Below are 23,993 nucleotides of genomic sequence, written 5' to 3' on the forward strand. Positions count from 1 at the left end.
CGCCGACGTTGGGCGGCCACCGTCGGCGCTGGTCCCCGACCGGGGCTCGGGTTGGCGTGGCTTCGGCTGGCTGATCCTGGGCGGGGCCGGGATCGCCCTGCTGCTGTCCGTCGCTCGTCTGCTGTGCGGGACGACGGTGGTGCCGGGCTAACCGGCCCCTGGGCCGACGTCGGTCACCTACGGTGACGCCATGGACCCTTCCGCTGTCTGGCGGGACCGCCAGCACCAGTGGCGGATCGAGGCGTACCGAGCGCCGGATCTGCGGTTCGCCATCTACGCCACGAACGGCACCACCGAGTCGGCGCCGCTGTGGCTGTTCGGCATGACGGCGCTGGCCCGCTGGCTGATGACCCACTCCATCTCGCTCGACGACCTGGAGGTCGACTGACCGCCGGAGCGCCGGAAACCGGGCCACGGCCGGCTCGGCTGCGGTTGAGTGACCTCAGGCGGCTGGAGGGGGTGCGCGATGGGTGGTCAGCTCGGACAGGTGGCCCTCGTGGCCGTCCTGGTGCTGGTCAACGCCGCGCTGTCCGGGAGCGAGATGGCGTTGGTGACGCTGCGCGAGGGGCAGTTGCGTCGGTTGGGTAGGCGGTCCCGTTCGGGTGACCGGCTGGTACGGCTGTCCCGTGACCCGAACCGCTACCTGGCCACCATCCAGCTCGGCATCACCCTTGCCGGTTTCCTCGCGTCGGCGGCGGCCGCGGTGTCACTTGCCGAGCCGTTGGTCGGCCCGCTGGGTTTCCTGGGCGCGGCGGCGCGTCCGGCCGCGGTGCTCGTGGTGACGGTGCTGCTGACGTTCGTCACGCTGGTGTTCGGGGAGTTGGCGCCGAAGCGGTTGGCGATGCAGCGGGCGGAACGGTGGGCCCTGCTCAGCGCCGGCCCGCTGGATCTGCTCGCCCGGCTGTCCCGACCGGCGGTGTGGCTGCTCAGCCGCGCCACCGACGTCGTGGTGCGCCTGGCCGGCGGCGACCCGCGCGCCAACCGGGAGGAGATGACCGAGGACGAGTTGCGCGAGATGCTGGTCAGCCAGCGCGGCCTGTCGGCGCAGCAGCGGGAGATCCTGACCGGCGCGTTCGACATCGCCGGCCGGACGCTGCGGGAGATCCTGGTGCCCCGGCGGGAGGTGACCGCCCTGCCGGCCGGTCTGCGCGCCGACGAGGGAATCCGTCGGCTGGCCTCGGCCGGGCGGTCCCGCGCGCCGGTCACCGGGCCGGGTGGCCTGGACGAGGTGACAGGTGTCGTGCACATCCGGGACCTGGTGCGCGCCGGTGGCGGCACGGTGGGGCAGTGGGGGCGGGCGCCCCTGCTACTACCTGTCACCCTGCCGGTCGCCGACGCGTTGCGTCAGCTTCGTCAGGAGCACCAGCAGCTGGCCCTGGTCGTCGACGAGCACGGGGGCATCGACGGCATGGTGACGCTTGAGGATCTGCTGGCCGAGGTGGTCGGCGAGCTGTACGACGAGACGGACCGCGACGTGCACGACGTGATCCGGGAACCGGACGGTTCGTTGCTGGTGCCCGGGGACTTCCCGCTGCACGACCTGCCCGACCTGGGGGTGCGGCTGAGTTTCCCGCTGTCGCGGGAGTACACGACCGTGGCCGGTCTGGTGCTGGCGCGGCTGCGGCACCTGCCCGCCGGGCCGGGGGAGGTCGTACGCCTGCCCGGGCTGACCCTCGAGGTGGTCGAGGTCGCCGACCGGGCGGTACGCCGGGTGCGGCTGCGCGGGTTCGTCGCCGAGGGCTGACGGCCACCCGAACGACTGACACGAGTCTTGAAACGGCACAAATCGGATTGCACTTCGCCTACCGTGCGGTACGTGAAGGACCGAGGGTTTCGTACGTTCGTCACGGTGCTGGCCGGCCTCGCGGTGATCTACTTCGGCAGCACCGGCCGCAGCCCCGAGGAGGGCGGCGGCATCTCCGGCGGGGTGGTGGTGCTGGCGCTGCTCGCCGCGCTGCTGGTGTGGCACCTGACCCGCCCGGGCGACAAGACGGTCAAGTGAGCCTCAGCGGGCCGCCACGCGGGTGACCTCGCCTGCGGACTCCTCGCCGAGCGCCACCCGCACCAGCGCCGAGGCCAGCCGGCCGAAGTCCGGCTCGTCGACAAGCCCGGCCAGACCGCCCGGCGACCCCGGCAGGCCCAACCGCTTCGCCCCGGCCAGGGCCCGGCGGTCGGCGTACGGGCGTAGGTCGGGCCAGACCGTCTGCGCCTCGCGCAGGTAGATGTCGGCGCCTGTGGGGCCGATCCCGGGGAACTCGGTGAGCCGTCGGCGCAGCCCGGCCGGGTCACCCTGGGCCTCGCGGTGCAGCCGCCGCAGGTCACCGTGCCAGCGGTCCAGGCACAACCGGGCGCCGGTGCCGAGCATCGTCGCTGTGCGCTCGTCGTAGCGGCGGTAGTGCCCGCGACCCAGCGCGTCGACCCGCTGCTGCCAGCTCGCCGCCTCCATCGCCTGCGGCGTGCGGTAGCCCGCGGCGAACAGCTCCCGCGCGGCGTCCACCGCCACGCACGCCCGGATCCTGGTGCTCAGCAGGGTGGCGAGCACCAGCAGCTGGTACAGCGGCCCGGGTCGGTCGGAGAGCCGGATGCCGGCCTCCTCCGCGTAGGTGTCGCCACGGCGGTCCAGCAGGACCCGCACCACGTTCCGATCGTCGCCCACACCCGACGGGTACCCGCCCAGCAGTCGACTAGCCCTCCCGGCGGACGGCGCCCCGGAATGCCGCCGGACCGGGCGGGTATGCCGCCGTGGAGGCGGTCGACGCCGGCTGCCGTACCCGGAGGGAGACACCAGTGGTCAACCCGCAGCAGGAGGAGCTCCGGCGTAACGCCAAGGGCGCCACCAGTCAGGACAGCAAGGGGCCCAAGCCGACCGGGCACCCGCTCAACCGTGGCTCGTCGCGCGGGGACGCCGGCCGGCCGGTGCCCAAGGGGCAGGTGTCGCCGTACGGCCCGGCCGGCGAGCCGGTGGCCGAGGACGACAGCGACACCCGGGCCTAACGACGCCGGGCTGACGGCCGCCGCAACCTGTTCCAGGTGGCGGCGGCCGTCAGCCCGTACGCCAGGTGCGGAATGATGTCGGAGATCCAGTCGGAGCGCCGCCAGGTGCGGGGATCACTGATGCCCAGCGCCGTGATGGACCCGTCGGTCATGGTCATCACGCCGGCGCCGAGAAGCCCGGTGGCCAGCGGCAGGGGCTGCCGACGGCCACCGGCGTAGAGGGCGAACGCGACGCCCGCGGCGATGCCCAGCCCGTAGCCGATCAACGGGCCGAGGCCCGAGCGGCGGTTGGCCGCCCGGTCCCCGGACCCCAGGCTCACGTGCGCGATGCCGGCCAGCCGGTCCACCGTCTCACCCGGGACGTCGCTCTCGGGGCGGGCCCGCAGCGCCACGTCGAGGTAGCTGACCACGTTCAGCGCGGTGCTGCCGACGGCGCCCGCGATGGCGCCGTCGGCCAGATCCACCCGCCTCACTTCGGATCGCCCGGTTCGCGCTCGCTCTTGGGGCCGTACGTGCGCTCACCGCGCACCACGCCCCGCTGGCCGCGATCCTCCTGCAGGATCCGGTTGGCGACCTGGTTGGCCTTGCCGTCGGGTACCCGCCGTCCGGAGTCGTCGATCGCGTTGCGCATCCGCGCCCGCTGCTTGTCGTACGCGTTACTGCCCGGCCGTGGTCCTGGCATGTGCCGCCTCCTTGCTCGCCGTTGGCGTACCGCGGCCGTCTACCCGTCTGGCGGCGGGCCAACCCCGGGGCTCAGCCAGGGCCACGCACCACAGCGACCGGGCACCGCGCGTGGTGCAGCACGGACTGGCTCACCGACCCCAGCAGCAACCCGCTCACCTCGCCGCGCCCCTGCCCGCCGACCACCACCAGTTGGGCGGCGCCTGAGGCCTCGGCGAGCACGGCGCCGGCGCGGCCGTGCACCGCATGCCCGGTCATCCGCAGGCCGGGGTGGCGCTCGGCCAGCCCGTCCAGGGAGTCGGCCAGTTCGCGTTCCCGCTCGTCGTGCAGCCGCGTCTCGTCGTACACCAGGGGTTGCATGTCGCCAGGGCCGCTGCTGCCCGGATGCCGGTAGGCGCGCACGGCCCGCAGCGCGACGCCGCGCGCCTCGGCGGTCTCGGCGGCGAACTCCGCAGCGAGGCGGGACGCCGCCGAGCCGTCGACCCCGACCACCACCGGCTCGTCGGGCCGTTGCTCGCCGCGGGCCACAAGCACCGGGCAGTCGGCGTACGCGGCGACCTGGACCGCCACCGAGCCGAGCACCAGCGCGGCGAAGCCGCCCAGCCCCCGGTCGCCCAGCACGATGAGGGCGGCGGTGGGGGATTCGCCGACCAGCACGGCCGACGCCTCGCCGTCGATGATCTCGGGCGTGACCGTCAGCCCGGGGGCGGTCGCCTCGGCCTCGTCCACGGCGGCCCTGACCAGTTCCGTGGCCTGGTGGCGCAGCCCGCCGCCGGGTGGGGCGCCCGGCGCGGGGGAGTCCGGCACCCGCAGCAGCGGCCAGATGAACCCGTGCACCACGCGCAGCGGCCGACGCCTGCGCACGGCCTCGGCGGCGGCGAGGCGCACGGCGCGCAGGGACGGCTCCGAGCCGTCCACGCCGACCACCACCGCCGCGCTGTTCGCCGAGTTCACCTGCCACCTCCCGCCGGTTCCACTATCGCGCCCGACCCGGGCGCGGCGCAGCCATACCGCCGCGCGCCCGGGTCGGTACGCTGGCGACCACCTGACGAGAGGGAGCGTCGTCGATGGGCGAACCGGATCAGCCGAGCACCTCGCGCATGATCGACTACTGGCTCGGTGGGGCCGACCACTTCCCTGTGGACGTGGCCGCCGCGACCGCCTTCGAGCAGGCGTACGGGCCGTGCGCGCCGGTCTTCCGGGAGCTGCGGGCGTTCCTCGGGCGGGCGGTGCGGGCGATCGCCGCGCAGGGCGTGGACGGTTTCCTCGTCTTCGGCGCGGGCGTGCCCACGATGGGTAACGTGCACGAGGTCGCCGCCGAGGCGACGGTGCTCTACACCGACGTCGACCCGGTCACCATCCGGCTCGGGCAGCGCATCCTCGCCGGCAGTGACCGGGCCGGCTACGGTTTCGGGGACGCCACCGACATCGGCACGATCGACCCTGCGCAGCTGCACCGGTTCGTCCCGGGGTGGGGGCGTCGGCCGGTCGGGGTGGTGTTCCTCGGGCTCGCCGCGTTCCTCGACGACGACACGGTGACCCGCACCTTCGACGAGTTGTACGAGGCCGCCGCGCCGGGCAGCCTGCTCGCCGTGGACTTCGACACCGAGGAGTTGGCCGCCCATCCGCAGGCGCTGGCGATGATGGGGCCGACGTTCCGGATGCGTCCGCCGAGCGCGTTCGCGCCGCTGCTGGGTCGGTGGGCGCCGACGGAGGACGGGATCGTGCCGGTCGGCCGGTGGCGCCCGGACGGCGTACCGGCCGAGGTGCCCGACGCGTTCTACGGCGCGCTGGCGGTGCGCGGCGACGAGTGACCGCGGCGACGGGCTGTCCGGGGGCGTCCGTATGATGCTTGCCCTGTAGCAAGTTTCTGGAGGACGCATGGTGGACGGGGCGGATGCGGTGTCGCGCGCGTTGCGCGAGGCTCCGCCCGACCAGCTGGCGGAGGCGGCGGACCGCGCGATCCGTTCGGCGCTGGGCGCCGTACGCACGGACGTGTTCGTGGCCGACTACCGGATCAGCGGGCTGTGGCCGGTGCTGGATCCGGATCTGCCGGCGGCCGGGTTCCTCGCCTGTCACACCGTGGCGCAGCGCTGTTTCAGCAGCCAGCAACCGGTGCACGACATCACCGACGAGGGGCCGTGCCGGCTGTACCTGCCCCTGACGGCGTGGGGGGAGCGGCTGGGCGTGCTGCTCATCGAGCTGCCCTCGGCACCGGGTCCGGCCGTCACCGGCCGGGCCACCGAGATCGCCGGGGCCCTCGCCCTGGCGATGCGGGCGGCGGACCGGGTGACCGACCGCTACCGCCGGGCCCGCCGCCGTGAGCGGCTGAGCATGGCCGCCGAGATGCAGTGGGACCTGCTGCCCGGGCGCAGCGTGTCGCACCACGCGTTCCACCTGGCCGGCCAACTGGAGCCGGCGTACACGGTGGGCGGTGACCACTTCGACTGGTCGCTCGACGGTGACCGGCTCACCCTGACGGTCCTCAACGGCGAGGGCAGCGGTCTGGCCGCGTCGATGCTGACGGCGGTCACGGTGAACGCGATGCGCAACGCGCGCCGTTCCGGGGGCGGCCTGGTGGAGCAGGCGGAGCTCGCGTCGGACACCGTCTTCTACCAGCACCGGGGGCACCGGTACGTGGCCACGCTGCTGCTGGAGGTGGACACCCGCACCGGGCGGGTGCGGGTGGTCGACGCCGGTTCGCCGCACCTGCTGCGCCTGCGCGGGGCGGTGGTCGAACCGGTGAAAGTGGAGCAGCAGATGCCGCTGGGCATGTTCGCGGAGACCCGCTACGAGCTTCAGGAGTTCCAGCTCGAGCCGGGGGATCGCGTCTTCGTGGTCAGCGACGGGGTGTGGGCGGCCGAGCCGCCGGGGCAGGAGCCGTACGGGCAGCGGGCGATGGCGCGTTCCCTGCGCGCCACACGCTTGCAGCCGCCGACCGAGGCGGTTGGTACGGTGATGCGCGAACTGCATGCCTACCACGCGGATTCCGACCTGCGCGACGACGCGGTCGTGGTCTGCCTGGACTGGCACGGTCCGCGCGAGCGGAACGGCGGGTGAGGATCGCCGCCGCTCCGTCGGGTGGGCACCAGCGCGACGACGGCAGGGGACATCGGGTGGAGCGACCTGGGGATCTCGCCGCGGCGATCGCCGCGGCCGCCGAGACGATGATCGCCGTGCTCGAGTCGGCGGCCGCGCGTCATCAGGTGCCACCGACCCAGTTGCGGGTGCTGATGCTGATCAGCGGCCGGTCGGAGACGAACGTCAACCGCCTGGCCGAGCTGCTGGATGTGGGGCCGTCCTCGGCCAGTCGGCTCTGTGACCGCCTGGAGGCGACGGGTCTTCTGCGTCGGGTCGCTGACCCGCGGGACCGACGCGAGGTGCGCCTGGTGCTGACGGCGGCGGCGCAGACCCTCCTGGGGGAGTTGGCCGAGCGGCGGCAACGGGCGGTGCAGGTGGTCCTGGACCGGATGCCCCCCCGTACCCAGCACGACGTCCTGGCGGCGTTGCTGGCGTTCGGTCGGGCGGCGACCCAGACGGTGCCGGAGCAGCAGTCCGACCCGGCGGTCCAGACGGCCTGACCGGTCGGCCTCTTCCACGAGTATCCTAGGACGCTCTACGCGTGGTGATCCACGCCACAACGCGGCAGAGCCGCGCCAACGGCTAAGCGGCAGGGCCAGGCAGGTCAGCGGGAGCCCGATATAGTGGCAGCGCACTGAGCCGGCCCGTGATCATCGAGATCGCGGGCCGCGTCAGGGGAGAGGCCCCGTCCGGGGCCGTAGGGGGAGCCGGCGGTGGCCGGCCCGACAGCGCGTACGACCTCGGCACCCGCCCGGGTGGATCGAAGCGTGCCGCGAAGGAGGTTCGGTGTCGCCTCGGCCGGCTCGGGCAGAGCATCCGCGAGACACCGGCGAGCAGACTCCCGGCGACCAGGTGCTCACCCTGCCCAACCTGATCAGCTTCGGGCGGCTGCTGGGCGTACCTCTCTTCCTCTACCTGTTCCTGGTGTCCCGCGCGGACGTGGCGGCGGTGGTCGTCCTGGCCGTCGGCGGCACCACGGACTGGGTCGACGGTTGGATCGCCCGCCGGCTGCGTCAGGTGAGCCGCCTCGGGGAACTGCTCGACCCTCTCGCCGACCGGCTCTACATCCTCGCCACGCTCGTCGCGTTCACCGCCCGGGAGGTGGTGCCGTGGCAGTTCACCGCGGCGCTGCTGGCCCGGGAGCTGCTGCTGCTCGGCTCGCTGGGGGTGCTGCGCCGCTACGGCTACGGCCCGCCGCCCGTGCACTACGTCGGCAAGACCGCCACGTTCCTGCTGCTCGCGGCGTTCCCGGTGCTGTTGTTGGCCACCGAGTGGAGCGCGGGGGCGACGGCGACGGCCGCGATCGGCTGGGGGCTGGCCTGGTGGGGTCTGGTGCTCTACTGGGTGGCCGGCGGCATGTACGTGGTGCAGGCGTACCGGCTGGTGCGCACGGCGCGCGGCCCGGGAGCGGCGGCATGAGCGCGCCGCGGCCCGGGGGCGGTCGGCAGGACCGGGTGTACGCGCCGGACTTCCTCACCGAGTTGTTCCGCAACCCGCTGGATCCCGGGTACGCCGACGCGGCGGCCGCCCGTCGTGGCGCGGTGTCGCCGCCACCGGCCCGGGGTTGGCGGGCCTGGTCGACGCGCTCGGTCAGCCTGGTCGTGGTGGTGATGCTGGGTTTCCTGTTCGCGGTGGCGTACCGGCAGACGATGGCGGACGAGCCGGGGCGGAGCCAGGCCCGCTCCGGTCTGGTGGCGCAGATCAAGGAGCGGGAGAGTCAGACCGACCGGTTGTCCACGCGGGCGGACGAGCTGCGCGAGGAGGTCAGCCGGCAGCGGGACGCGGCGTTGAGTGGGACGGCGGCGGCTCGGCTGCGGGACCTGGAGGCGGGCACCGGGCTGGGTCGGGTGCGCGGAGACGGTGTGGTGGTGCGTCTGGCGGACGCGCCGGACAAGGCGGACGCGGTCACCGGTGCCGGCGCCGGGCCGCCGCGGGTGCTGTACAGCGACCTGCAGGGGGTGGCCAACGCGTTGTGGAGTGCCGGCGCGGAGGCGATCGCCATCAACGGGCAGCGGTTGACGGCGACGTCGACGATCCGGTCGGCGGGTGAGGCGATGCTTGTGGACTTCCGGCCGGTGACGGGGCCGTACGAGGTGTCGGCGATCGGCCCGTCGTCGATGCGGCGCAAGTTCGACGACAGTCGTAACGCGGCGCTGATGCGCGAGGTGGCGCAGAAGACGGGCCTGTCGTTCGGGGTGCGCAAGGCGGATGACCTCACCCTGCCGGCGGCGCCGGAGCCGCAGCTACGCTACGCCAAGCCGTCGGTCAGTCCGAGCCCTTCCGTGTCGGGTGACCGGTCCGGCAGTCCCGGGTCGTCTGGTTCGCCGGCGACCGTCAGCCCCTCCGGAGGTGGTCGATGATCGCGGTGCTGGCGTTGCTCGCCGGTGTGGTGCTCGGTGTGTGGCTTGATCCCACAGTGCCGGCGGCGTTGCAGCCGTACCTGCCGATCGCGGTGGTGGCCGCGTTGGACGCGGTGTTCGGTGGCGTTCGGGCCAAGCTGGACCGGATCTTCGATGACAAGCAGTTCGTGGTGTCGTTCATCTCGAACGTGCTGGTGGCCGGTCTGATCGTTTATCTGGGTGATCAGTTGGGTGTGGGCGGGCAGTTGTCCACCGGTGTGGTGGTCGTGCTCGGTGTGCGTATCTTCGGCAACGTGGCGGCGATCCGTCGGCACCTGTTCCGGGCGTAGGTTTGGATGCGATGAGCGACGAGCAGACCGAGACGGGGACGGGCTGGCCGCAGCCGGCGGGGCCGGTGCGTCCGGGTGGCCCGGCGGGTGAGCCGGATCCACGGCCGGATGCGCCGGATCCGGACGAGTTGAGTCCGCTGGCTCCGCAGGGGCCGGTGCCGCAGGAGCCGGTGCCGTCGGTGGACGAGCCGGTGGTGGCGCCTGTCGACGACGGTGCGACGGTGGACCTGGGCGGGGTGTCGCGGTCGGCCGGGTCGGGCCCTTCGGAGGCGCGGCCGGTGCGGGACGCGCCGCCAGTGCAGGACGCGGGGTCGGTGAAGGATGCGGCGCCGGTCGTGGAGCCGGCGGCGTCGGCGGGTCGGTCCCGGTTGAGTACGGCCGGTGTGATGATCGTGGCGTTGCTCGCGTTGCTGGGTTTCACGCTCGTGGTGCAGTTGAAGACGACGTCGACGGATCCGACGTTGGGGGCGACGCGTCAGGAGGACCTGGTGCGGATCCTGTCGGACCTGGACGCGCGGGAGAGTCGCCTGCAGCAGGACATCCGGGCGTTGGAGGACAGTCAGCGGCAGTTGGCCTCGGGTGAGCAGGGTCGTCAGGCGGCCTTGGACGAGGCGACGCGGCGGGCGGACGAGCTGGGCATCCTGGCGGGGACGTTGCCGGCCGTGGGGCCCGGGTTGACCGTGCAGTTCACCAGCGGTGGTAAGCGGATCTCGGCCGACCAGGTGCTGGACGCGGTGCAGGAGCTGCGCGGTGCGGGCGCGGAGGCGATGCAGATCTCCGGTGGTGACCGGGCGACGGTGCGGATCATCGCGTCGACGTTCTTCCTGGATGGGGAGAACGGGTCGCTCGTGGTGGAGGGGCGCCGGTTGGTGGCTCCGTTCACGATCACGGTGATCGGTGATCCGGCGACGATGCGTACGGCGTTGAACATTCCTGGTGGGGTGGTGGCGTCGGTCCGGGGTGACGGCGGTAACGTGACGTTTGGGGAGCGTGAGGTTGCCGAGGTTTCGGCGCTGCACGCGCCGATCAAGTTGGAACACGCCCGTCCGGTCTCCTGACCGGCGCGGCCGCGCCGGACCCGGGTGGTCCGGGGCACGATGGATGAAGGACGCGTCTGGTGATTCCCGAGGATCTGCGATACACCGCCGAGCATGAGTGGGTGGCGGGTGACGGCACCGGTTCGGTTCGGGTCGGCATCACGCACTTCGCGCAGGACGCGTTGGGCGACATCGTGTACGTGCAGTTGCCCGAGGCGGGTGCGGTGGTCGCGGCTGGTGACTCGTTGGGTGAGATCGAGTCGACCAAGAGCGTGTCGGAGATCTACGCGCCTGTTGCCGGTACGGTGGCGGCGCGTAATGAGGCGTTGGGTGACACGCCGGAGCTGATCAACACGGATCCGTACGGTGCGGGTTGGTTGGTGGAGATCACTCCGAACGATCCGACGGCGACGGACGGGTTGCTGACGGCGGCTGCGTACCAGAAGATCACCGAAGGCTGAGTGTGCTTGATCCGGTGCGTGTGATGTCTGCGCGCGTCCGGTTGCCCTGCATTTCGGCGCTGGCTAGGCTCGCCCAGTCGACCGAGAACCCAATAGTTGAGCGTTGCGGAATTGCCTTCCCGGGCACGGGGAGCCAGCCGCCGGGTGTGCATGTGCCCGGCGGCCAGACCCGCCATTACCCGACGCCGACCGAACAGATCCGTGAGGTGGTCCCATGACGCGCCCAGACGACGAGTTCCCCCCGCTCGACGTCACTTCGACGCTCAATCTCGGTTCGCTCGACGAAGTGCTGGAGGGGCCGGACACCGATGTGGTGCCGAGCCGGATGTCCGGTTCGTTGCCGCCGGGTATGGCGCTGCTGGTGGTTCGTCGCGGCCCGAATGCGGGTGCCCGGTTCCTGTTGGACCACGATGTGACGACGAGTGGCCGGCATCCGGACAGTGACATCTTCCTCGACGATGTGACGGTGTCGCGTCGGCACGCGGAGTTCCACCGTGATGGTGGGACGTTCACGGTGCGGGACGTGGGCAGCCTGAACGGCACGTACGTGAATCGTGAGCGGGTCGAGGCGGCCACGTTGAGCAATGGTGACGAGGTCCAGATCGGTAAGTTCCGGGTGGTGTTCATCGCCGGTCCGCGCCCGGAGGAGGAGGCCGGCCGGGGGTGAACGAGCCTGCGGCCTCCACGCCACCCGGGGCGGCCCGGTCCCAGCCACTGATGAGCATCGGCGAGGTGCTGGGTCAGTTGCGGGTGGATTTCCCGGACACGACGATTTCGAAGTTGCGGTTCCTTGAGGCCGAGGGTCTGGTGGAGCCGCAGCGGACGGCGGCGGGTTACCGGAAGTACAGCTGGGACGACGTGGCGCGGTTGCGGTTTGTGCTGTCCGCGCAGCGCGACAGGTATCTGCCGTTGCGGGTGATCCGTGAGCAGTTGGCGGAGTGGGATTCGTCCGGTGAGCAGCCGGGGCGTACGCGGCCGGCGTTGGTCGCGGTGGGTCCCGATGGTGAGGTGCCGGGTCGTGAGTCGCCGGAGCCGGCCGAGTCGCAGGTGCGGCTCGGCCGGGCGGATCTGGTGGCGCGCAGCGGGATCGACGAGTCGACGTTGGTGGAGCTGGAGCGGCTCGGCGTGTTGGTGCCGGATCCGCCTGGGTGGTACGACGCGGATGCGTTGATCATCGCGTCGGCGGTTGCGGGGTTGGCGGCGTACGGGTTGGAGCCGCGGCATCTGCGGGGTTATCGGACGGCGGCGGACCGGGAGGTTGGTTTGTTCGCGCAGTTGGTGGCGCCGTTGGTGCGGCAGAGTGATCCGGCGGCGCGGGCGCGGGCTGCGGAGACGGCGCGGGAGTTGGCGGCGTTGTCGGAGCAGTTGCACGCGGCGTTGGTGCGGGTGGGTCTGCGGTCGACGTTGGGTCGGTGACGGGGGCCTCGGTGGGCGGCGGCGGAGCGGAAAGATCTCTTTCCGGAAGCGTGCCGTAGGCTTGCCGGGGTAACCCCTTCCTGCGCGGGCGTGGTGCTGTTGCGCATGGGACGACCGTGTCGCGGTCCGTGTACGGTGCAGGGAAGGGCGCGGTACGTAGGTTGACGACGACACGGAGGCGGCGGTGCGCGAGCTGAGCGTGGTCGGAGTTCGGGTGGAGCTGCCCAGCAACCAGCCGATCGTCCTGCTCAGGGAGGTCGAGGGCGACCGCTATCTGCCGATCTGGATCGGCGCGGTCGAGGCCACGGCTATCGCCTATGAGCAGCAGGGGGTCAAGCCTGCCCGGCCGTTGACGCATGATCTTTTGCGTGACGTGTTGGCGGCGCTGCAGGCGCCGTTGCAGGCGGTGGAGATCACTGAGCTCAAGGAAAATGTCTTCTACGCGGATCTGTTGATCGGCGATGGGGTGCGGGTGTCGGCGCGTCCGAGCGATTCGATCGCGTTGGCGTTGCGTGTCGGGGCGCCGATTCGTTGTGCGGAGCAGGTCCTCAGCGAGGCGGGGATCGTGATCCCGGACGAGCAGGAGGACGAGGTGGAGAAGTTCCGCGAGTTCCTGGAGCAGGTGCGTCCGGAGGATTTCGCGGGCTGACCGGTTCTGCTCGTGCGCCGGTGACGCCCGGCGTGTGGTTGGTGATCTTTCTCGGTGGCTGCGCGGCGTGTCGCGTCGGTTCCTCCGTGGTAACCCCTGAGGGTGGCGATAGGGTTGCCGTGTCGAGGGGTGCGCGTCCCGGAAACGACGCGTCGCCGCACAGACGGGGAGGTTGTCCGGATGCACGAGCCGCAGGATCCTGATCCGGGTACACAGTTGGGCGGGCCGGGTGCCTCGTCGCCGGCTTCGGCGGCTGAGGGTGACGGTTCGGTGGGCTACCGGGGTGTGACGGCGTGCCACGCGGTGGGCATCAGTTACCGGCAGCTGGATTACTGGGCGCGTACGACGCTTGTGGTGCCGAGCGTGCGGGACGCGTCGGGTTCGGGGACGCAGCGGTTGTACTCGTTCCGGGACCTTGTGGTGTTGAAGGTCGTGAAGCGGTTGTTGGACGCGGGGGTGTCCCTGCAGAACATCCGTAAGGCGATCGAGGCGCTGCGGTCGCGTGGTGTGGAGGATCTGGCCGGCATCACGCTGATCTCCGACGGGACGACTGTGTACGAGTGCCGGTCCCCGGAGGAGGTGGTCGACCTGTTGCAGGGTGGCCAGGGTGTCTTCGGTATCGCGATCGGTGGGGCTTTCAAGGAGATCCAGGGGTCGTTGTCGCATCTGCCGGCGGAGCCGGCGGCGAGTGGTCCGGCGGAGCCCGTGGTGGTGCCGGAGTCGGATCCGGTGGGTGACGAGTTGGCGGCGCGGCGGGCGCGGCGGCGGGCGGGCTGATCGCCGGTTCCGGGTTGTGGACTCGCCCGGTTTTTTTGCGGCCTGCTTCTGTGGCGCTGGTTGGTGACTGTAGGTCAGCATAGCCGCCGTGGCGCGATTCCGCGGGGTGGTGTGTCCTATGTGGATGACTCTGGGTGCCGTGTTGGTGGCCGACTGTGGATGGTGTGTCGGTTGCGGTGACGGTGTGTGCTGGCGTCCTGTCGGGAACCCGATAGGGGGGCGCTGACCGACGGCCGTCGGCACGCTATGGTCCGTCACGGTCCCCGGTGTGTCGCCGTGGCACGACGGTGTCGCCCGGGTGGGCCGTTGCCCCTCCGCGCCGACGCCGCGCGCCCCTCACCTCGGAAGGAAAGACCGTGACGGTTACCGAAGAAGCCGCTCCCGCTTCGCACTACGACCGCATCGGCGGTGCCAGTTCGGTCAAGGCGGCCGTCGATCTGTTCTACGGGCGGGTGCTCGCCGATCCGGAGTTGGCTGGTTACTTCACCACTGTGGACATGGCGGGTCAGCGGCGACACCTGACGTTGATGTTGACGGTGGTGCTGGGTGGGCCCAACGAGTACGCCGGTCGTGGTTTGGCCGAGGCTCACCAGCCGCTGAACATTCCGGTGGAGCACTACGTGAAGGTGGGTGAGCACCTGACCGCGACGCTCACCGAGCTGGGTGTGCCGGCCGACATTCTGGCGCACGTGCAGACGGTGCTGGGTGAGGTGCAGGACCAGGTCGTGGCCTCCGGGAACCGTCCGGGCGTCTGAGCGTGGACGCGGCCCGACTCAAGCAGAGTTGGTCCCTGGTCGCCGAGCACGGTGATCAGGTGCCGCTCTATTTCTATTCGACGTTGTTCCTGGCCCATCCCGAGACGCGGCAGATGTTCCCCACGAACATGGCGGGGCAGCGGGACCGTCTCGTGACCGCGTTGGGGCACATCGTGTCCAACGTGGACCAGGTGGATCGGCTTGTGGGTTTCCTGCAGGACCTCGGCGCGGATCACCGCAAGTTCGCGGTGCGCGCCGAGCATTACCCGGCCGTCGGTGAGGCGTTGCTGGCGACGTTGCAGCATTTCCTGGCCGAGCAGTGGACCGACGAGTTGGCGCAGGACTGGGCGGCCGCGTACGGGCTGGTCGCGCAGGTGATGACCGAGGCCGCGCAGGCCGCCGAGGCGGTGAACCCGCCGTGGTGGGTGGCGGAGATCGTGGCGCACGAGCGGCGGGCGTTCGACGTGGCGGTGTTGACGGTGCGTCCGCAGTACCTGTTGCCGTTCACGGCCGGGCAGTCGATCGGTGTGTCGCATCCGTCGGTGCGGTCGTGGCGGTACTACTCGCCGGCGAACGCGCCGCGTTCGGACGGCACGTTGGAGTTGCATGTACGGGCCGCGCCGGGTGGCGCGGTGTCCTCACGGCTGGTGTACGGGTCGTCGGTGGGGGACCGGATCCACCTGGCGGCGCCGGTGGGGGACCGGCTGGGGTTGTGGGCGGCGGGTTCGAGCGATCTGCTGCTGGTGGCCTCCGGTACGGGTTGGGCGCCGGTGAAGGCGTTGGTGGAGCAGGTCGCCGCGGAGGGTTCACGCCGCCGGGTGGATCTGTACGTGGGTGCGCGGTCGCGCAGCGAGTTCTACGACAGCGACGCGATCGACAAGTTGGCGTCGTCGTACCCGTGGTTGACGGTGACCTACGTGGTGGGCGCCGACGGGGCCCGGCCGGGGGAGTTCGTGCACGCGGTGGACCGGGCGTTGGCCGACGGTGACTGGCGGTCCCGGCATGTGTACGTGTGCGGGTCGGACGAGATGGTTTCGCACGCGGCGCAGGCGTTGGCTCGGGCGGGTTACCACCCGGGGCAGGTGCATCACGAGGGGTTGGGCAAGCAGTGGTACGGCCCGGCTTGGCGGACGGCGGTGGGTCAGTCGACCGTCGGTGACACTTCCGGAGGTGGGCTCAGGTGAGCGCGACGCCGATCAGTCGGTACGACGGTGTGCAGGTGTCCGGTGGGGTGCACGTCCGGATGACCGCGGACCGGGTGCGGCGGTGGGAGTTCGGTACGGCGCCGTTCGCGCGGCGCGGTTACGACAACGCCGACGTGGACCGGTTCCGGGTGCAGGTGGCCGACGAGTTGGATCTGCTGGCGACGCAGATCGCCACTCTGCGGGCGGAGAACGAGCGGCTCACCGACCGGGTGGAGTTGCACCGGCACGGGGTGATTCCGAGCGCGGGCAACGCCGCGGCGAAGGTGCCGGCGGCGAAGGAGGTGAATCTGCTCTCCGCGGCGCAGCGGGAGGCGGAGCAGATCATCGCGCAGGCGCACGATTACGCGCGGCGGGTCGCCGAGTACGCGCGGATGCAGTACGAGAGTTACATGCGCGCCGCGGCGGAGGAGGCGAAGCAGGAGGCCGAGCGGGCGGTGGCTGATTACCGCAGTTCGGCGGGTGCGAGCTTCGACGACACGGTGGCGACCCGGGAGGCGTTGCGGATCTTCGGGGAGATGATGGTGTCGCACATGCAGGCGGCGGCGCGGTATCTCGACGACGGCAGTGAGCAGTTGGCGCGCACGATGGATCGGATCGCGAAGGAGACGCCCGGTGCGCCGTTCGCCGCGGGGCAGGCGGCGTTGCCGCGGCACCACCAGCGGTGACTGTCGGGGTGGGGTCCGCCGTCGGGCGGGTCCCACCCCGCTGCCGGTCGGCGGGAGGTCGGCCTGGTCACCGGCGGGGCGTCCGGGCGGCCTCCTGGTCCTTGGTGTCTGAGGTGGGCAGCACGGCGGAGCGCATCAGGTTCAACGCCGTCGAGGTGAGAAGGGTCAGCCGGCGGCGGCGCGTACGGCGTCGGCGATCGGCGTGGGCCCGTTGACGAGTTCCAGTGTCGCGCCGGCGGTGCGTGGCTCGTCGAGCAGCGCGGCGAGGACGTGGGCGACGTCGGCGCGGGTGACCGCACCACGCCCGGCGTGGCGGGTGAGGGTGACGAGCCCGGTGGGGGCGTCGTCGGTGAGCCGCCCGGGTCGCAGGACCGTCCAGTCCAGGTCGCGGGCGCGCAGGTCGTCCTCGGCGGCCCGCTTGGCGAGCAGGTACGCCGCCCACACCTCGTCGGTGCCGGCGGCCGGCGGGTCGTCCACACCCATCGAGGAGACCAGCAGGTAGCGGCGGACACCGGCGTGGGTGGCGGCGTCGGCGAGCAGCGCGGCGGCACCCCGGTCGACGGTGTCCTTGCGGGCGGCGCCGCTGCCGGGGCCCGCGCCGGCGGCGAAGATCACCGCGTCGGCGCCGGCGAGGTGCGCGGCGAGGTCGGTGACGTCGCTGTGTTCCAGGTCGCAGACGACAGGTGTGGCGCCGGCGGCGCGCAGCGCGTCGGCCTGGGCGGGGTTGCGGATCAGGCCGACGGCGGTGTCACCGCGCTCGGCGAGGTGGCGTTCCAGCAGCAGGGCGATCTTGCCGTGGCCTCCGGCGATGACGGTGCGCATACGTCCCAACGTACCGGTGGTCGGGGTCGCGGGCTTGACCTTGACCTTTGGGTAACCCCCAGTCTGGGTCGTGCCGGTCGCCGTGACCGGCACGAGGAGGATGCCGACATGGGGTTGTTGACCATCGGGGCGTTCGCCCGGGCGGCGGGGCTGACACCCAAGGCGTTGCGCCTGTACGACCAGGTGGGGGTGCTGCGGCCGGCCGCTGTCGATCCGGAGTCCGGATATCGGCTCTACGACCGAAAGCAGGTGCCGCTTGCCCGTCTGGTGGCGCGGCTGCGTCGTATCGGGATGCCGCTGGCGACGGTCCGCACCGTGTGCGCGCTGGAGCCCGCGGCGGCCGCGGAGGTGATCACCGCGTACTGGCGGCAGGTCACCGTCGACACCGCGGCCCGGGCGCGGGTCGCCGCCATCCTCGTGGATCACCTGTCCCAAAGGGGTACCACCGTGTCTGGTTCGAATCACACTCTTGTGGTGCGCTGCGCCGCTGGCTGCGACGTCGGCGTGGTGCGCGACAGCAACGAGGACGCCGCGTACGCCGGTGAGCGGTTGCTCGCGGTCGCCGACGGCGTGCGGGGACCTGGTGGCGCTGCCGCCAGCGCCGCCGCCATCGAGGCGCTGCGGGCGTTGGAGCTGACCGACGTGCCGGCGGCCGAGCTGCTGGCGATGCTGGCCGGTGCGGTGACCGACGCCGACGCCACCGTGCGCGCCCTGGCCACCGACGAGCATCAGCCGGCCACCACGCTGACCGCGCTGCTGCTCAGCGGCTCGCAGTTGGCGCTCGTGCACATCGGTGACACCCGGGCGTACCTGCTGCGCGGCGGTGAGCTGTCGCTGCTCACCCAGGACCACACCTGGGTGCAGACCCAGGTCGATCAGGGCAGGCTCGGCCGGGACGAGGCGCAGGCGCATCCGCGGCGCGCGGTGCTGGTACGCGCTCTGGGCGGGGGCCCGCGCGTCGAGGCGGATCTCGCGCTGCGCACGGCCCTGCCCGGTGACCGGTACCTGCTGTGCTCCGACGGGTTGTCCGCGGTCGTCGACCGGGCCGCCCTCGCCGGGACGCTGGGCGCGGCGACCGACCCGGCGCACGCGGTACGGGAGCTGATCGCTCTGGCGACGCAGGTGGGGGCGCCCGACAACATCGCCTGCGTCGTCGCCGACGTCGCCGCGGTGTAGCAGTTCGCCGCCGCCGGGCGCGTTGAGGCAGCATGAAAGGGTGACGGAGAGTCTGGACGCGTTGATCTCGCTGGTGGCCGGCGGTCGGGTGGTGGTGCTCAGCGGGGCGGGCCTGTCCACCGAGTCGGGCATCCCTGACTACCGGGGGCCCAGTGGAGTGGCCCGCCGCCACACCCCCATGACGTTCCAGGCGTTCACCCGTGATCCTCTCGCCCGGCGGCGGTACTGGGCGCGCAGCCACCTGGGGTGGCGGTTGATCGCGCGGGCGGCGCCGAACGCCGGGCACCGGGCGGTGGCGCGGCTGCAACAGGCCGGCCTGGTCGACGCGGTGATCACCCAGAACGTCGACGGGTTGCACGGCGCGGCCGGCAGCGGGTCGGTCGTCGAGTTGCACGGCCGCCTGGACGAGGTGACCTGCCTGGACTGCGGCAACCTGACCTCCCGGGAGGAGGTGGACCGGCGGCTGCGCGAGGCCAACCCGGACTTCGTGGCCCGTGTCGCGGCGGTCAACCCGGACGGTGATGTTGATCTCCCCGATGAGCAGGTGGCGGCGTTCCGGCCGGTGGACTGCGGGATCTGCGGCACCGGCATGTTGAAACCCGACGTGGTGTTCTTCGGCGAGACGGTGCCGCCGCCGCGGGTGGCGCGGTGCTTCGCACTCGTGGAGCAGGCCCGCACGGTGCTGGTCCTCGGCTCGTCGTTGACGGTGATGTCGGGCCGCCGGTTCGTGATCCACGCGGCGAAACGCGACATTCCGGTGGCGATCGTCAACCAGGGGCCGACCCGCGGTGACGGGTACGCCACGGTATGCCTCGACGCGCCGCTGGGGTCACTGCTGCCGGCTCTGGCCGAGCGGGTCACCGGCGGCGCGCCCGCGCCCGTGTGACAGCCACCCGGGGGTAGGACATCTGCCGGAAACACCGGCGCTGGTAGCGTTGACCGTGCCGGTAGCACCCACGTGGGAGAGACCGCCCGACAGCACCCGGGGCGGCGCCGAAGGGGCAAATCCTCCCCGGAACCTCTCAGGCAAAAGGACCTCGTGGGCAGGCACTGTGGAGCACCCTGTGCGGTGCGACAGAGGGGGAGGCCGACACGTCGACCTCGCCCGGGAGTGCCGCCAATGAGCGTAGAGCAGTTCGCCACCCGTCACATCGGTCCCGGACCGGACGACGAGCGCCGCATGCTGGAGGTCGTCGGGCACGACTCGATCGACGAGCTGATGGACGCCGCGATCCCCGAAGTGATCCGCTGGCACGGCACCCTGGACCTGCCCGATCCGGCCACCGAGGCCGAGGCGATCGCCGAGTTGCGGGCCCTGGCGGCCCGCAACACCGTCGCCGTCTCCATGATCGGCCTGGGCTACCACGGCACGCACACACCGGCGGTGATCCGCCGCAACGTCCTGGAGGACCCGGCCTGGTACACGGCGTACACGCCGTACCAGCCGGAGATCAGCCAGGGCCGACTGGAGGCGCTGCTGAACTTCCAGACCATGGTCACCGACCTGACGGGCCTGGCCACCGCGAACGCCTCGATGCTCGACGAGGGCACCGCCGCTGCCGAGGCCATGACCCTGGCGCGGCGGGCCTCCAAGAGCAAGAGCGGCGTGTACGTCGTCGACGCCGACGCCCTGCCGCAGACCATCGCGGTGATCACCAGCCGGGCCGAGCCGCTCGGCATCGACGTGCGGGTCGTCGACGTCGAGCGTGACGAGCTGCCGGCGGAGTTCTTCGGCCTGCACCTGCAGTACCCGGGCGCGTCCGGGGCGGTCCGTGACCACGCGCGCCTGGTCGAGGCGGCGCACGCCGTCGGCGCGCTGGTCACCGTCGCGGCGGACCTGCTGGCGTTGACGCTGCTGCGCGCACCGGGGGAGATCGGCGCGGACATCGCCGCCGGCACCACCCAGCGGTTCGGCGTACCCATGGGCTTCGGTGGGCCGCACGCCGGTTACCTGGCGGTGCGCTCGGGCCTGGAGCGGATGCTGCCCGGGCGCCTGGTCGGGGTGTCCCGCGACGCGGACGGCAACCCGGCGTACCGGCTGGCGTTGCAGACCCGCGAGCAGCACATCCGGCGGGAGAAGGCGACGAGCAACATCTGCACCGCGCAGGTGCTGCTCGCCGTCATGGCCGGCATGTACGCCGTCTACCACGGCCCGGACGGGCTGCGGGACATCGCCTCGCGTACCCATGACATGGCGGCGCGGCTCGCGGCCGGGCTGCGCGCCGGCGGCGTGGACGTCGCGGACGTCGCGTTCTTCGACACCGTCACCGCGACCGTGCCGGGCCGGGCCGCCGAGGTGGTCGCGGCGGCCGCGCAGCGGGGCGTGAACCTGCGGCTGGTCGACGCCGACCGGGTCGGGATGTCCTGCGACGAGACGACCACCGACGCGCACCTGCGCGAGGTGTGGGCGGCGTTCGGTGTGCCCGTGTTCGACGGCGCCGTGGACGCCGCCCTGCCGGCCGACCTGGCCCGCACGACCGACTTCCTGACCCACCCGGTGTTCCGCAGCCACCACTCCGAGACGGCGATGCTGCGCTACCTGCGGCGGCTGTCGGACTTCGACTACGCCCTGGACCGGGGCATGATCCCGCTCGGGTCGTGCACGATGAAGCTCAACGCCACCACCGAGATGGAGCCGATCAGCTGGGCGGAGTTCGCGCACATCCACCCGTTCGCGCCGGACGCCCAGACCGTCGGGTACCGGGAGATGATCGGTCAGCTGGAGTCGTGGCTGGCCGAGGTGACCGGCTACGACGCGGTGAGCGTGCAGCCCAACGCCGGGTCGCAGGGTGAGCTGGCCGGGCTGCTGGCCATCCACTCGTACCACGCGTCGCGGGGTGAGTCGCACCGCGACGTGTGCCTGATCCCGTCGTCGGCGCACGGCACGAACGCGGCGTCGGCGGTGATGGCCGGCATGCGGGTCGTCGTGGTGGCCTGCGACGACGACGGCAACGTCGACCTCGTCGACCTGGACGCGAAGATCGACAAGCACCGGGACGCGCTCGCCGCGATCATGGTGACGTACCCGTCGACGCACGGCGTGTACGAGACGGGCATCGCGTCGCTGTGCGCGAAGGTCCACGACGCCGGCGGGCAGGTGTACGTCGACGGGGCGAACCTCAACGCCCTGGTCGGGTTCGCCAAGCCCGGCAAGTTCGGCGCGGACGTGTCCCACCTGAACCTGCACAAGACGTTCTGCATCCCGCACGGCGGCGGTGGCCCCGGCGTGGGGCCGGTGGCGGTCCGCGCGCACCTGGCGCCGTTCCTGCCCGGTGACCCGCTGGGTGCGCACGCCGATGCCACCCCGGCGATCTCGGCGGCGAAGTACGGGTCGGCGGGCATCCTGCCGATCCCGTGGGCGTACCTGCGGATGATGGGCGCCGAAGGGCTGACCCGGGCGACAGGGGTGGCCGTGCTCGCGGCGAACTACGTGGCGGCGCGACTGCGGGGGCACTTCCCGGTGCTGTACGCCGGCAACAAGGGCCTGGTGGCGCACGAGTGCATCCTCGACCTGCGGCCGTTGACGAAGGCGACCGGCGTGAGTGTCGACGACGTGGCCAAGCGGCTCGTCGACTACGGCTTCCACGCGCCGACGATGTCGTTCCCGGTGGCGGGGACGCTGATGGTGGAGCCGACCGAGAGTGAGGACCTGGCCGAGCTGGACCGGTTCTGCGACGCGATGATCGCCATCCGGGCGGAGATCGACAAGGTGGGAACCGGGGAGTGGCCGGCGGGGGACAACCCCCTGGCGAACGCGCCACACACCGCGGCGATGGTCAGCGGTGACGAGTGGCCGCACCCGTACCCGCGGTCGGTGGGCGCGTACCCGGGCGGGACCGATCGGGCGGGGAAGTACTGGCCGCCGGTGCGGCGCATCGACGGCGCGTACGGCGACCGGAACCTGGTCTGCTCGTGCCCGTCGCCGGAGGCGTTCGAGGACTGAGAAGGGCGGGCGTGGCGGGGCGGGCGGGATGGGCCGCCCCGGCAGCCGCTGCGACCTGGACGAGCCCTGTCGACGGCGGCTAGACGGTGACGCTCAGTGGTGGATCAGGCCACGAGGGCGTGACGGGCGGGACCGCGGTGCGGGGCGATGCTGCGGCCGTCGGGCAGAAGCTCACCTGTGTCCTCGAAGACGATGACACCGTTGCAGAGCAGGCTCCAGCCCTGTTCAGGAAAGCAGGCGAGGACGCGGGCGGCTTCGCGGTCGGTCGCTGCGGCGGAGGGGCAGGTCGGTTGGTGCTGGCACATCGGGTTCTCCGGACTGTGGGGGCACTGTGTCATGGTTCACATGACCAGTGACGCACAGTACCAAGCGAAAGTGTCCAGCATCGAGCAGGTGTCGGGTTGGCGTACGGGAAATCCACTGAACGGATGAGGAAGGTCGGGCCATACGGCGTGGAAACGCTCCCACAGGTGCTGGTCGATGTCCCCGCAGCACCAGCCGGCTGCCGCGACTCGCTCGTCGAGTCGGCGCGCCTGCACTGGCGCCGCGCCGACGGCGGTGACCCCGCCGCGCTCGCCGAGGAGTTCCTCGCCGCGCACGGCCTGGACCTGCACGACCTGGCCCGACCCGCGCCGCACGGCGTACGTGTCTGCGGCGCTGCCCTGTACCTCTCCGCCGCCGCCGGGGCGCACCTGGCCGGCGCACCCACCACGACGACCGAACCCGCGCCGACCCTGCCCGACCTCGCCGTCGTCGTCTACCACCACGGCCCCACCCGCAGGACCCCCGCCCCCGCGGCGACGCCCTGGTGGCTCGGCCCGTGGACCGAGAGCTGGACCCCCGGGCAGCACGCCGCCGCCGTCGACGCCGTACGCGCCGCCATCGGCCGCGGCGACGTCTACCAGACCAACCTCGTCGGGCACGCCGCCGCCCGCTACACCGGCGACCCGCTGCCCGCCCTGCGCCGCCTCGGCGCGCTGCCCGGCGCCCGCTACGGCGGCGTGCTCACCGGCGACGACTGGGCCATCGGCTGCGCCTCCCCGGAAACCCTCATCGAGGTCCGCGACGGCACCCTGACCACCCGACCCATCAAGGGCACCCGCCCCGCCACCGCCGCCGGCCGCACCGAACTGCTCGACAGCGCCAAGGAACGCGCCGAACACATCATGATCGTCGACCTGGAACGCAACGACCTGGCCCGCATCGCCCGCACCGGCACCGTCACCGTCGACGACCTGTTCGCCGTACGCCGCTGGTGCGACCTGTGGCAGGCCGAATCGACGGTCCGCGCCGCCGTCGCCGACGGCCTCGGCCTGGCCGACCTGCTGCGCGCCACCTGCCCCGGCGGATCCGTGACCGGCGCGCCGAAACTCGCCGCACTGCGCCAGATCGCCGCCCTCGAACCCGTCGGCCGCGGCGCCAGCATGGGCGCGCTCGGCTGGGTCGCCCCCGACCACGTCGACCTCGGCCTGACCATCCGCACCGCCGCCGCCGACGGCGAGAAACTGCACACCTGGGCAGGCGGCGGCATCACCTGGGACAGCGACGCGCACGCCGAGGTCGCCGAAGCCGCCGCGAAAACCGCCCCCGTCCGCGCCACCCTGGCCGGACGCTGACCCCGGCGCCCCCGGCGATACGCTGA

The 23,993-nt window shown here is 72.2% G+C and carries 29 protein-coding genes and 1 riboswitch; of the genes, 23 read left to right on the top strand and 6 right to left on the bottom strand.

What is annotated here, in order from left to right:
* Positions 1-190: 190 nt before the first annotated feature.
* The 3 genes from ACFY1S_RS17965 to ACFY1S_RS17975 all read left to right on the top strand — a co-directional run bounded on the left by ACFY1S_RS17965 (position 191) and on the right by ACFY1S_RS17975 (position 2,002).
* Entirely contained in the window at positions 191-388 is a 198-nt protein-coding gene (locus ACFY1S_RS17965; RefSeq protein ID WP_364364895.1) for a hypothetical protein, read from the top strand.
* A gap of 78 nt (positions 389-466) precedes the next feature.
* Positions 467-1,744 carry a hemolysin family protein gene (locus ACFY1S_RS17970; protein ID WP_387119002.1) on the top strand — a complete coding sequence of 426 codons (1,278 nt, stop codon included), beginning with the start codon at positions 467-469 and terminating at the stop codon, positions 1,742-1,744.
* Between the two features lie 72 nt (positions 1,745-1,816).
* The gene (locus tag ACFY1S_RS17975; protein ID WP_387119005.1) at positions 1,817-2,002 is read left to right on the top strand and encodes a hypothetical protein; all 186 of its coding nucleotides are present in this window, start codon (positions 1,817-1,819) and stop codon (positions 2,000-2,002) included.
* Positions 2,003-2,005: 3 nt separating this feature from the next.
* On the opposite strand, the gene ACFY1S_RS17980 is transcribed toward ACFY1S_RS17975, so the two are convergent.
* The gene (locus tag ACFY1S_RS17980; protein ID WP_364364901.1) at positions 2,006-2,656 is read right to left on the bottom strand and encodes a hypothetical protein; all 651 of its coding nucleotides are present in this window, start codon (positions 2,654-2,656) and stop codon (positions 2,006-2,008) included.
* Positions 2,657-2,742: 86 nt separating this feature from the next.
* Between ACFY1S_RS17980 and ACFY1S_RS17985 the strand changes: the two genes are divergently transcribed.
* Entirely contained in the window at positions 2,743-2,994 is a 252-nt protein-coding gene (locus tag ACFY1S_RS17985; RefSeq protein ID WP_387119008.1) for a hypothetical protein, read from the top strand.
* On the opposite strand, the gene ACFY1S_RS17990 is transcribed toward ACFY1S_RS17985, so the two are convergent.
* The 3 genes from ACFY1S_RS17990 to ACFY1S_RS18000 all read right to left on the bottom strand — a co-directional run bounded on the left by ACFY1S_RS17990 (position 2,991) and on the right by ACFY1S_RS18000 (position 4,629).
* Positions 2,991-3,467 carry a hypothetical protein gene (locus ACFY1S_RS17990; RefSeq protein ID WP_387119011.1) on the bottom strand — a complete coding sequence of 159 codons (477 nt, stop codon included), beginning with the start codon at positions 3,465-3,467 and terminating at the stop codon, positions 2,991-2,993. The genes ACFY1S_RS17985 and ACFY1S_RS17990 overlap by 4 nt on opposite strands.
* On the bottom strand, positions 3,464-3,676 hold the full coding sequence (locus ACFY1S_RS17995) for a hypothetical protein (protein ID WP_007460364.1): 213 nt from the start codon (positions 3,674-3,676) through the stop codon (positions 3,464-3,466). Before ACFY1S_RS17995 ends, ACFY1S_RS17990 begins: the two co-directional genes overlap by 4 nt.
* A 71-nt stretch (positions 3,677-3,747) precedes the next feature.
* Complete coding sequence (locus tag ACFY1S_RS18000; protein ID WP_387119014.1) at positions 3,748-4,629, bottom strand: universal stress protein; 882 nt, start codon at positions 4,627-4,629, stop codon at positions 3,748-3,750.
* Positions 4,630-4,742: 113 nt separating this feature from the next.
* Here ACFY1S_RS18000 and ACFY1S_RS18005 point away from each other — a divergent pair, with 113 nt between their 5' ends.
* The 15 genes from ACFY1S_RS18005 to ACFY1S_RS18075 all read left to right on the top strand — a co-directional run bounded on the left by ACFY1S_RS18005 (position 4,743) and on the right by ACFY1S_RS18075 (position 16,410).
* The gene (locus ACFY1S_RS18005) at positions 4,743-5,489 is read left to right on the top strand and encodes an SAM-dependent methyltransferase (protein WP_387119017.1); all 747 of its coding nucleotides are present in this window, start codon (positions 4,743-4,745) and stop codon (positions 5,487-5,489) included.
* A gap of 67 nt (positions 5,490-5,556) precedes the next feature.
* Positions 5,557-6,735, top strand: coding sequence for a PP2C family protein-serine/threonine phosphatase (locus ACFY1S_RS18010; protein ID WP_387119021.1), 1,179 nt, complete (start codon positions 5,557-5,559; stop codon positions 6,733-6,735).
* Positions 6,736-6,791: 56 nt separating this feature from the next.
* Complete coding sequence (locus ACFY1S_RS18015) at positions 6,792-7,256, top strand: MarR family winged helix-turn-helix transcriptional regulator (RefSeq protein WP_387119024.1); 465 nt, start codon at positions 6,792-6,794, stop codon at positions 7,254-7,256.
* Between the two features lie 286 nt (positions 7,257-7,542).
* Positions 7,543-8,175, top strand: coding sequence for a CDP-alcohol phosphatidyltransferase family protein (locus tag ACFY1S_RS18020; protein ID WP_387119027.1), 633 nt, complete (start codon positions 7,543-7,545; stop codon positions 8,173-8,175).
* Positions 8,172-9,116 (top strand): DUF881 domain-containing protein, encoded by a 945-nt coding sequence (locus tag ACFY1S_RS18025; protein WP_387119030.1) that lies wholly within the window; start codon positions 8,172-8,174, stop codon positions 9,114-9,116. Before ACFY1S_RS18020 ends, ACFY1S_RS18025 begins: the two co-directional genes overlap by 4 nt.
* A complete protein-coding gene (locus tag ACFY1S_RS18030) occupies positions 9,113-9,445 on the top strand; it encodes a small basic family protein (protein WP_007460356.1) in 333 nt (110 codons plus the stop codon). Before ACFY1S_RS18025 ends, ACFY1S_RS18030 begins: the two co-directional genes overlap by 4 nt.
* Before the next feature lie 11 nt (positions 9,446-9,456).
* Positions 9,457-10,503 carry a DUF881 domain-containing protein gene (locus ACFY1S_RS18035; RefSeq protein WP_387119034.1) on the top strand — a complete coding sequence of 349 codons (1,047 nt, stop codon included), beginning with the start codon at positions 9,457-9,459 and terminating at the stop codon, positions 10,501-10,503.
* 59 nt (positions 10,504-10,562) lie between these two features.
* Positions 10,563-10,943, top strand: coding sequence for a glycine cleavage system protein GcvH (gene gcvH / locus ACFY1S_RS18040; protein WP_139582086.1), 381 nt, complete (start codon positions 10,563-10,565; stop codon positions 10,941-10,943).
* A 214-nt stretch (positions 10,944-11,157) separates the two neighbouring features.
* Positions 11,158-11,610, top strand: a complete 453-nt coding sequence (locus ACFY1S_RS18045) for an FHA domain-containing protein (RefSeq protein ID WP_007071101.1) — start codon at positions 11,158-11,160, stop codon at positions 11,608-11,610.
* A gap of 50 nt (positions 11,611-11,660) precedes the next feature.
* Positions 11,661-12,359 (top strand): MerR family transcriptional regulator, encoded by a 699-nt coding sequence (locus tag ACFY1S_RS18050; protein ID WP_364366137.1) that lies wholly within the window; start codon positions 11,661-11,663, stop codon positions 12,357-12,359.
* 184 nt (positions 12,360-12,543) lie between these two features.
* On the top strand, positions 12,544-13,008 hold the full coding sequence (locus tag ACFY1S_RS18055) for a bifunctional nuclease family protein (RefSeq protein WP_007460347.1): 465 nt from the start codon (positions 12,544-12,546) through the stop codon (positions 13,006-13,008).
* Positions 13,009-13,188: 180 nt separating this feature from the next.
* Entirely contained in the window at positions 13,189-13,785 is a 597-nt protein-coding gene (locus ACFY1S_RS18060) for a MerR family transcriptional regulator (protein ID WP_387119038.1), read from the top strand.
* A 356-nt stretch (positions 13,786-14,141) separates the two neighbouring features.
* Complete coding sequence (locus tag ACFY1S_RS18065; RefSeq protein WP_387119041.1) at positions 14,142-14,540, top strand: group 1 truncated hemoglobin; 399 nt, start codon at positions 14,142-14,144, stop codon at positions 14,538-14,540.
* A 2-nt stretch (positions 14,541-14,542) separates the two neighbouring features.
* Positions 14,543-15,724 (top strand): globin domain-containing protein, encoded by a 1,182-nt coding sequence (locus ACFY1S_RS18070; RefSeq protein WP_387119044.1) that lies wholly within the window; start codon positions 14,543-14,545, stop codon positions 15,722-15,724.
* The gene (locus ACFY1S_RS18075) at positions 15,721-16,410 is read left to right on the top strand and encodes a DivIVA domain-containing protein (RefSeq protein WP_387119047.1); all 690 of its coding nucleotides are present in this window, start codon (positions 15,721-15,723) and stop codon (positions 16,408-16,410) included. Before ACFY1S_RS18070 ends, ACFY1S_RS18075 begins: the two co-directional genes overlap by 4 nt.
* Positions 16,411-16,575: 165 nt before the next feature.
* On the opposite strand, the gene ACFY1S_RS18080 is transcribed toward ACFY1S_RS18075, so the two are convergent.
* Positions 16,576-17,232: an SDR family oxidoreductase gene (locus ACFY1S_RS18080; protein ID WP_387119050.1), complete on the bottom strand. Its 657-nt coding sequence runs from the start codon at positions 17,230-17,232 to the stop codon at positions 16,576-16,578.
* Positions 17,233-17,340: 108 nt separating this feature from the next.
* On the opposite strand from ACFY1S_RS18080, the gene ACFY1S_RS18085 reads away from it, so the two are divergent.
* The 3 genes from ACFY1S_RS18085 (at position 17,341) to gcvP (ending at position 22,351) form a co-directional block, all read left to right on the top strand.
* Positions 17,341-18,408: a MerR family transcriptional regulator gene (locus tag ACFY1S_RS18085; protein WP_387119053.1), complete on the top strand. Its 1,068-nt coding sequence runs from the start codon at positions 17,341-17,343 to the stop codon at positions 18,406-18,408.
* Between the two features lie 40 nt (positions 18,409-18,448).
* Entirely contained in the window at positions 18,449-19,294 is an 846-nt protein-coding gene (locus tag ACFY1S_RS18090) for an NAD-dependent protein deacetylase (protein ID WP_387119056.1), read from the top strand.
* A gap of 63 nt (positions 19,295-19,357) precedes the next feature.
* Positions 19,358-19,456, top strand: a riboswitch (glycine riboswitch).
* A 72-nt stretch (positions 19,457-19,528) separates the two neighbouring features.
* Entirely contained in the window at positions 19,529-22,351 is a 2,823-nt protein-coding gene (gcvP, locus tag ACFY1S_RS18095) for an aminomethyl-transferring glycine dehydrogenase (RefSeq protein WP_387119059.1), read from the top strand.
* Positions 22,352-22,455: 104 nt separating this feature from the next.
* Here the strand turns inward: gcvP and ACFY1S_RS18100 are convergent, their stop codons facing one another.
* Positions 22,456-22,656: a DUF5999 family protein gene (locus tag ACFY1S_RS18100; protein ID WP_387119062.1), complete on the bottom strand. Its 201-nt coding sequence runs from the start codon at positions 22,654-22,656 to the stop codon at positions 22,456-22,458.
* Positions 22,657-22,779: 123 nt separating this feature from the next.
* Between ACFY1S_RS18100 and ACFY1S_RS18105 the strand changes: the two genes are divergently transcribed.
* Positions 22,780-23,967, top strand: coding sequence for a chorismate-binding protein (locus ACFY1S_RS18105; RefSeq protein ID WP_387119064.1), 1,188 nt, complete (start codon positions 22,780-22,782; stop codon positions 23,965-23,967).
* Positions 23,968-23,993 lie beyond the last annotated feature (26 nt).

This window comes from Micromonospora sp. NPDC000663 (assembly GCF_042898105.1).
In the GTDB taxonomy this organism is placed as follows: Bacteria; Actinomycetota; Actinomycetes; order Mycobacteriales; family Micromonosporaceae; genus Micromonospora.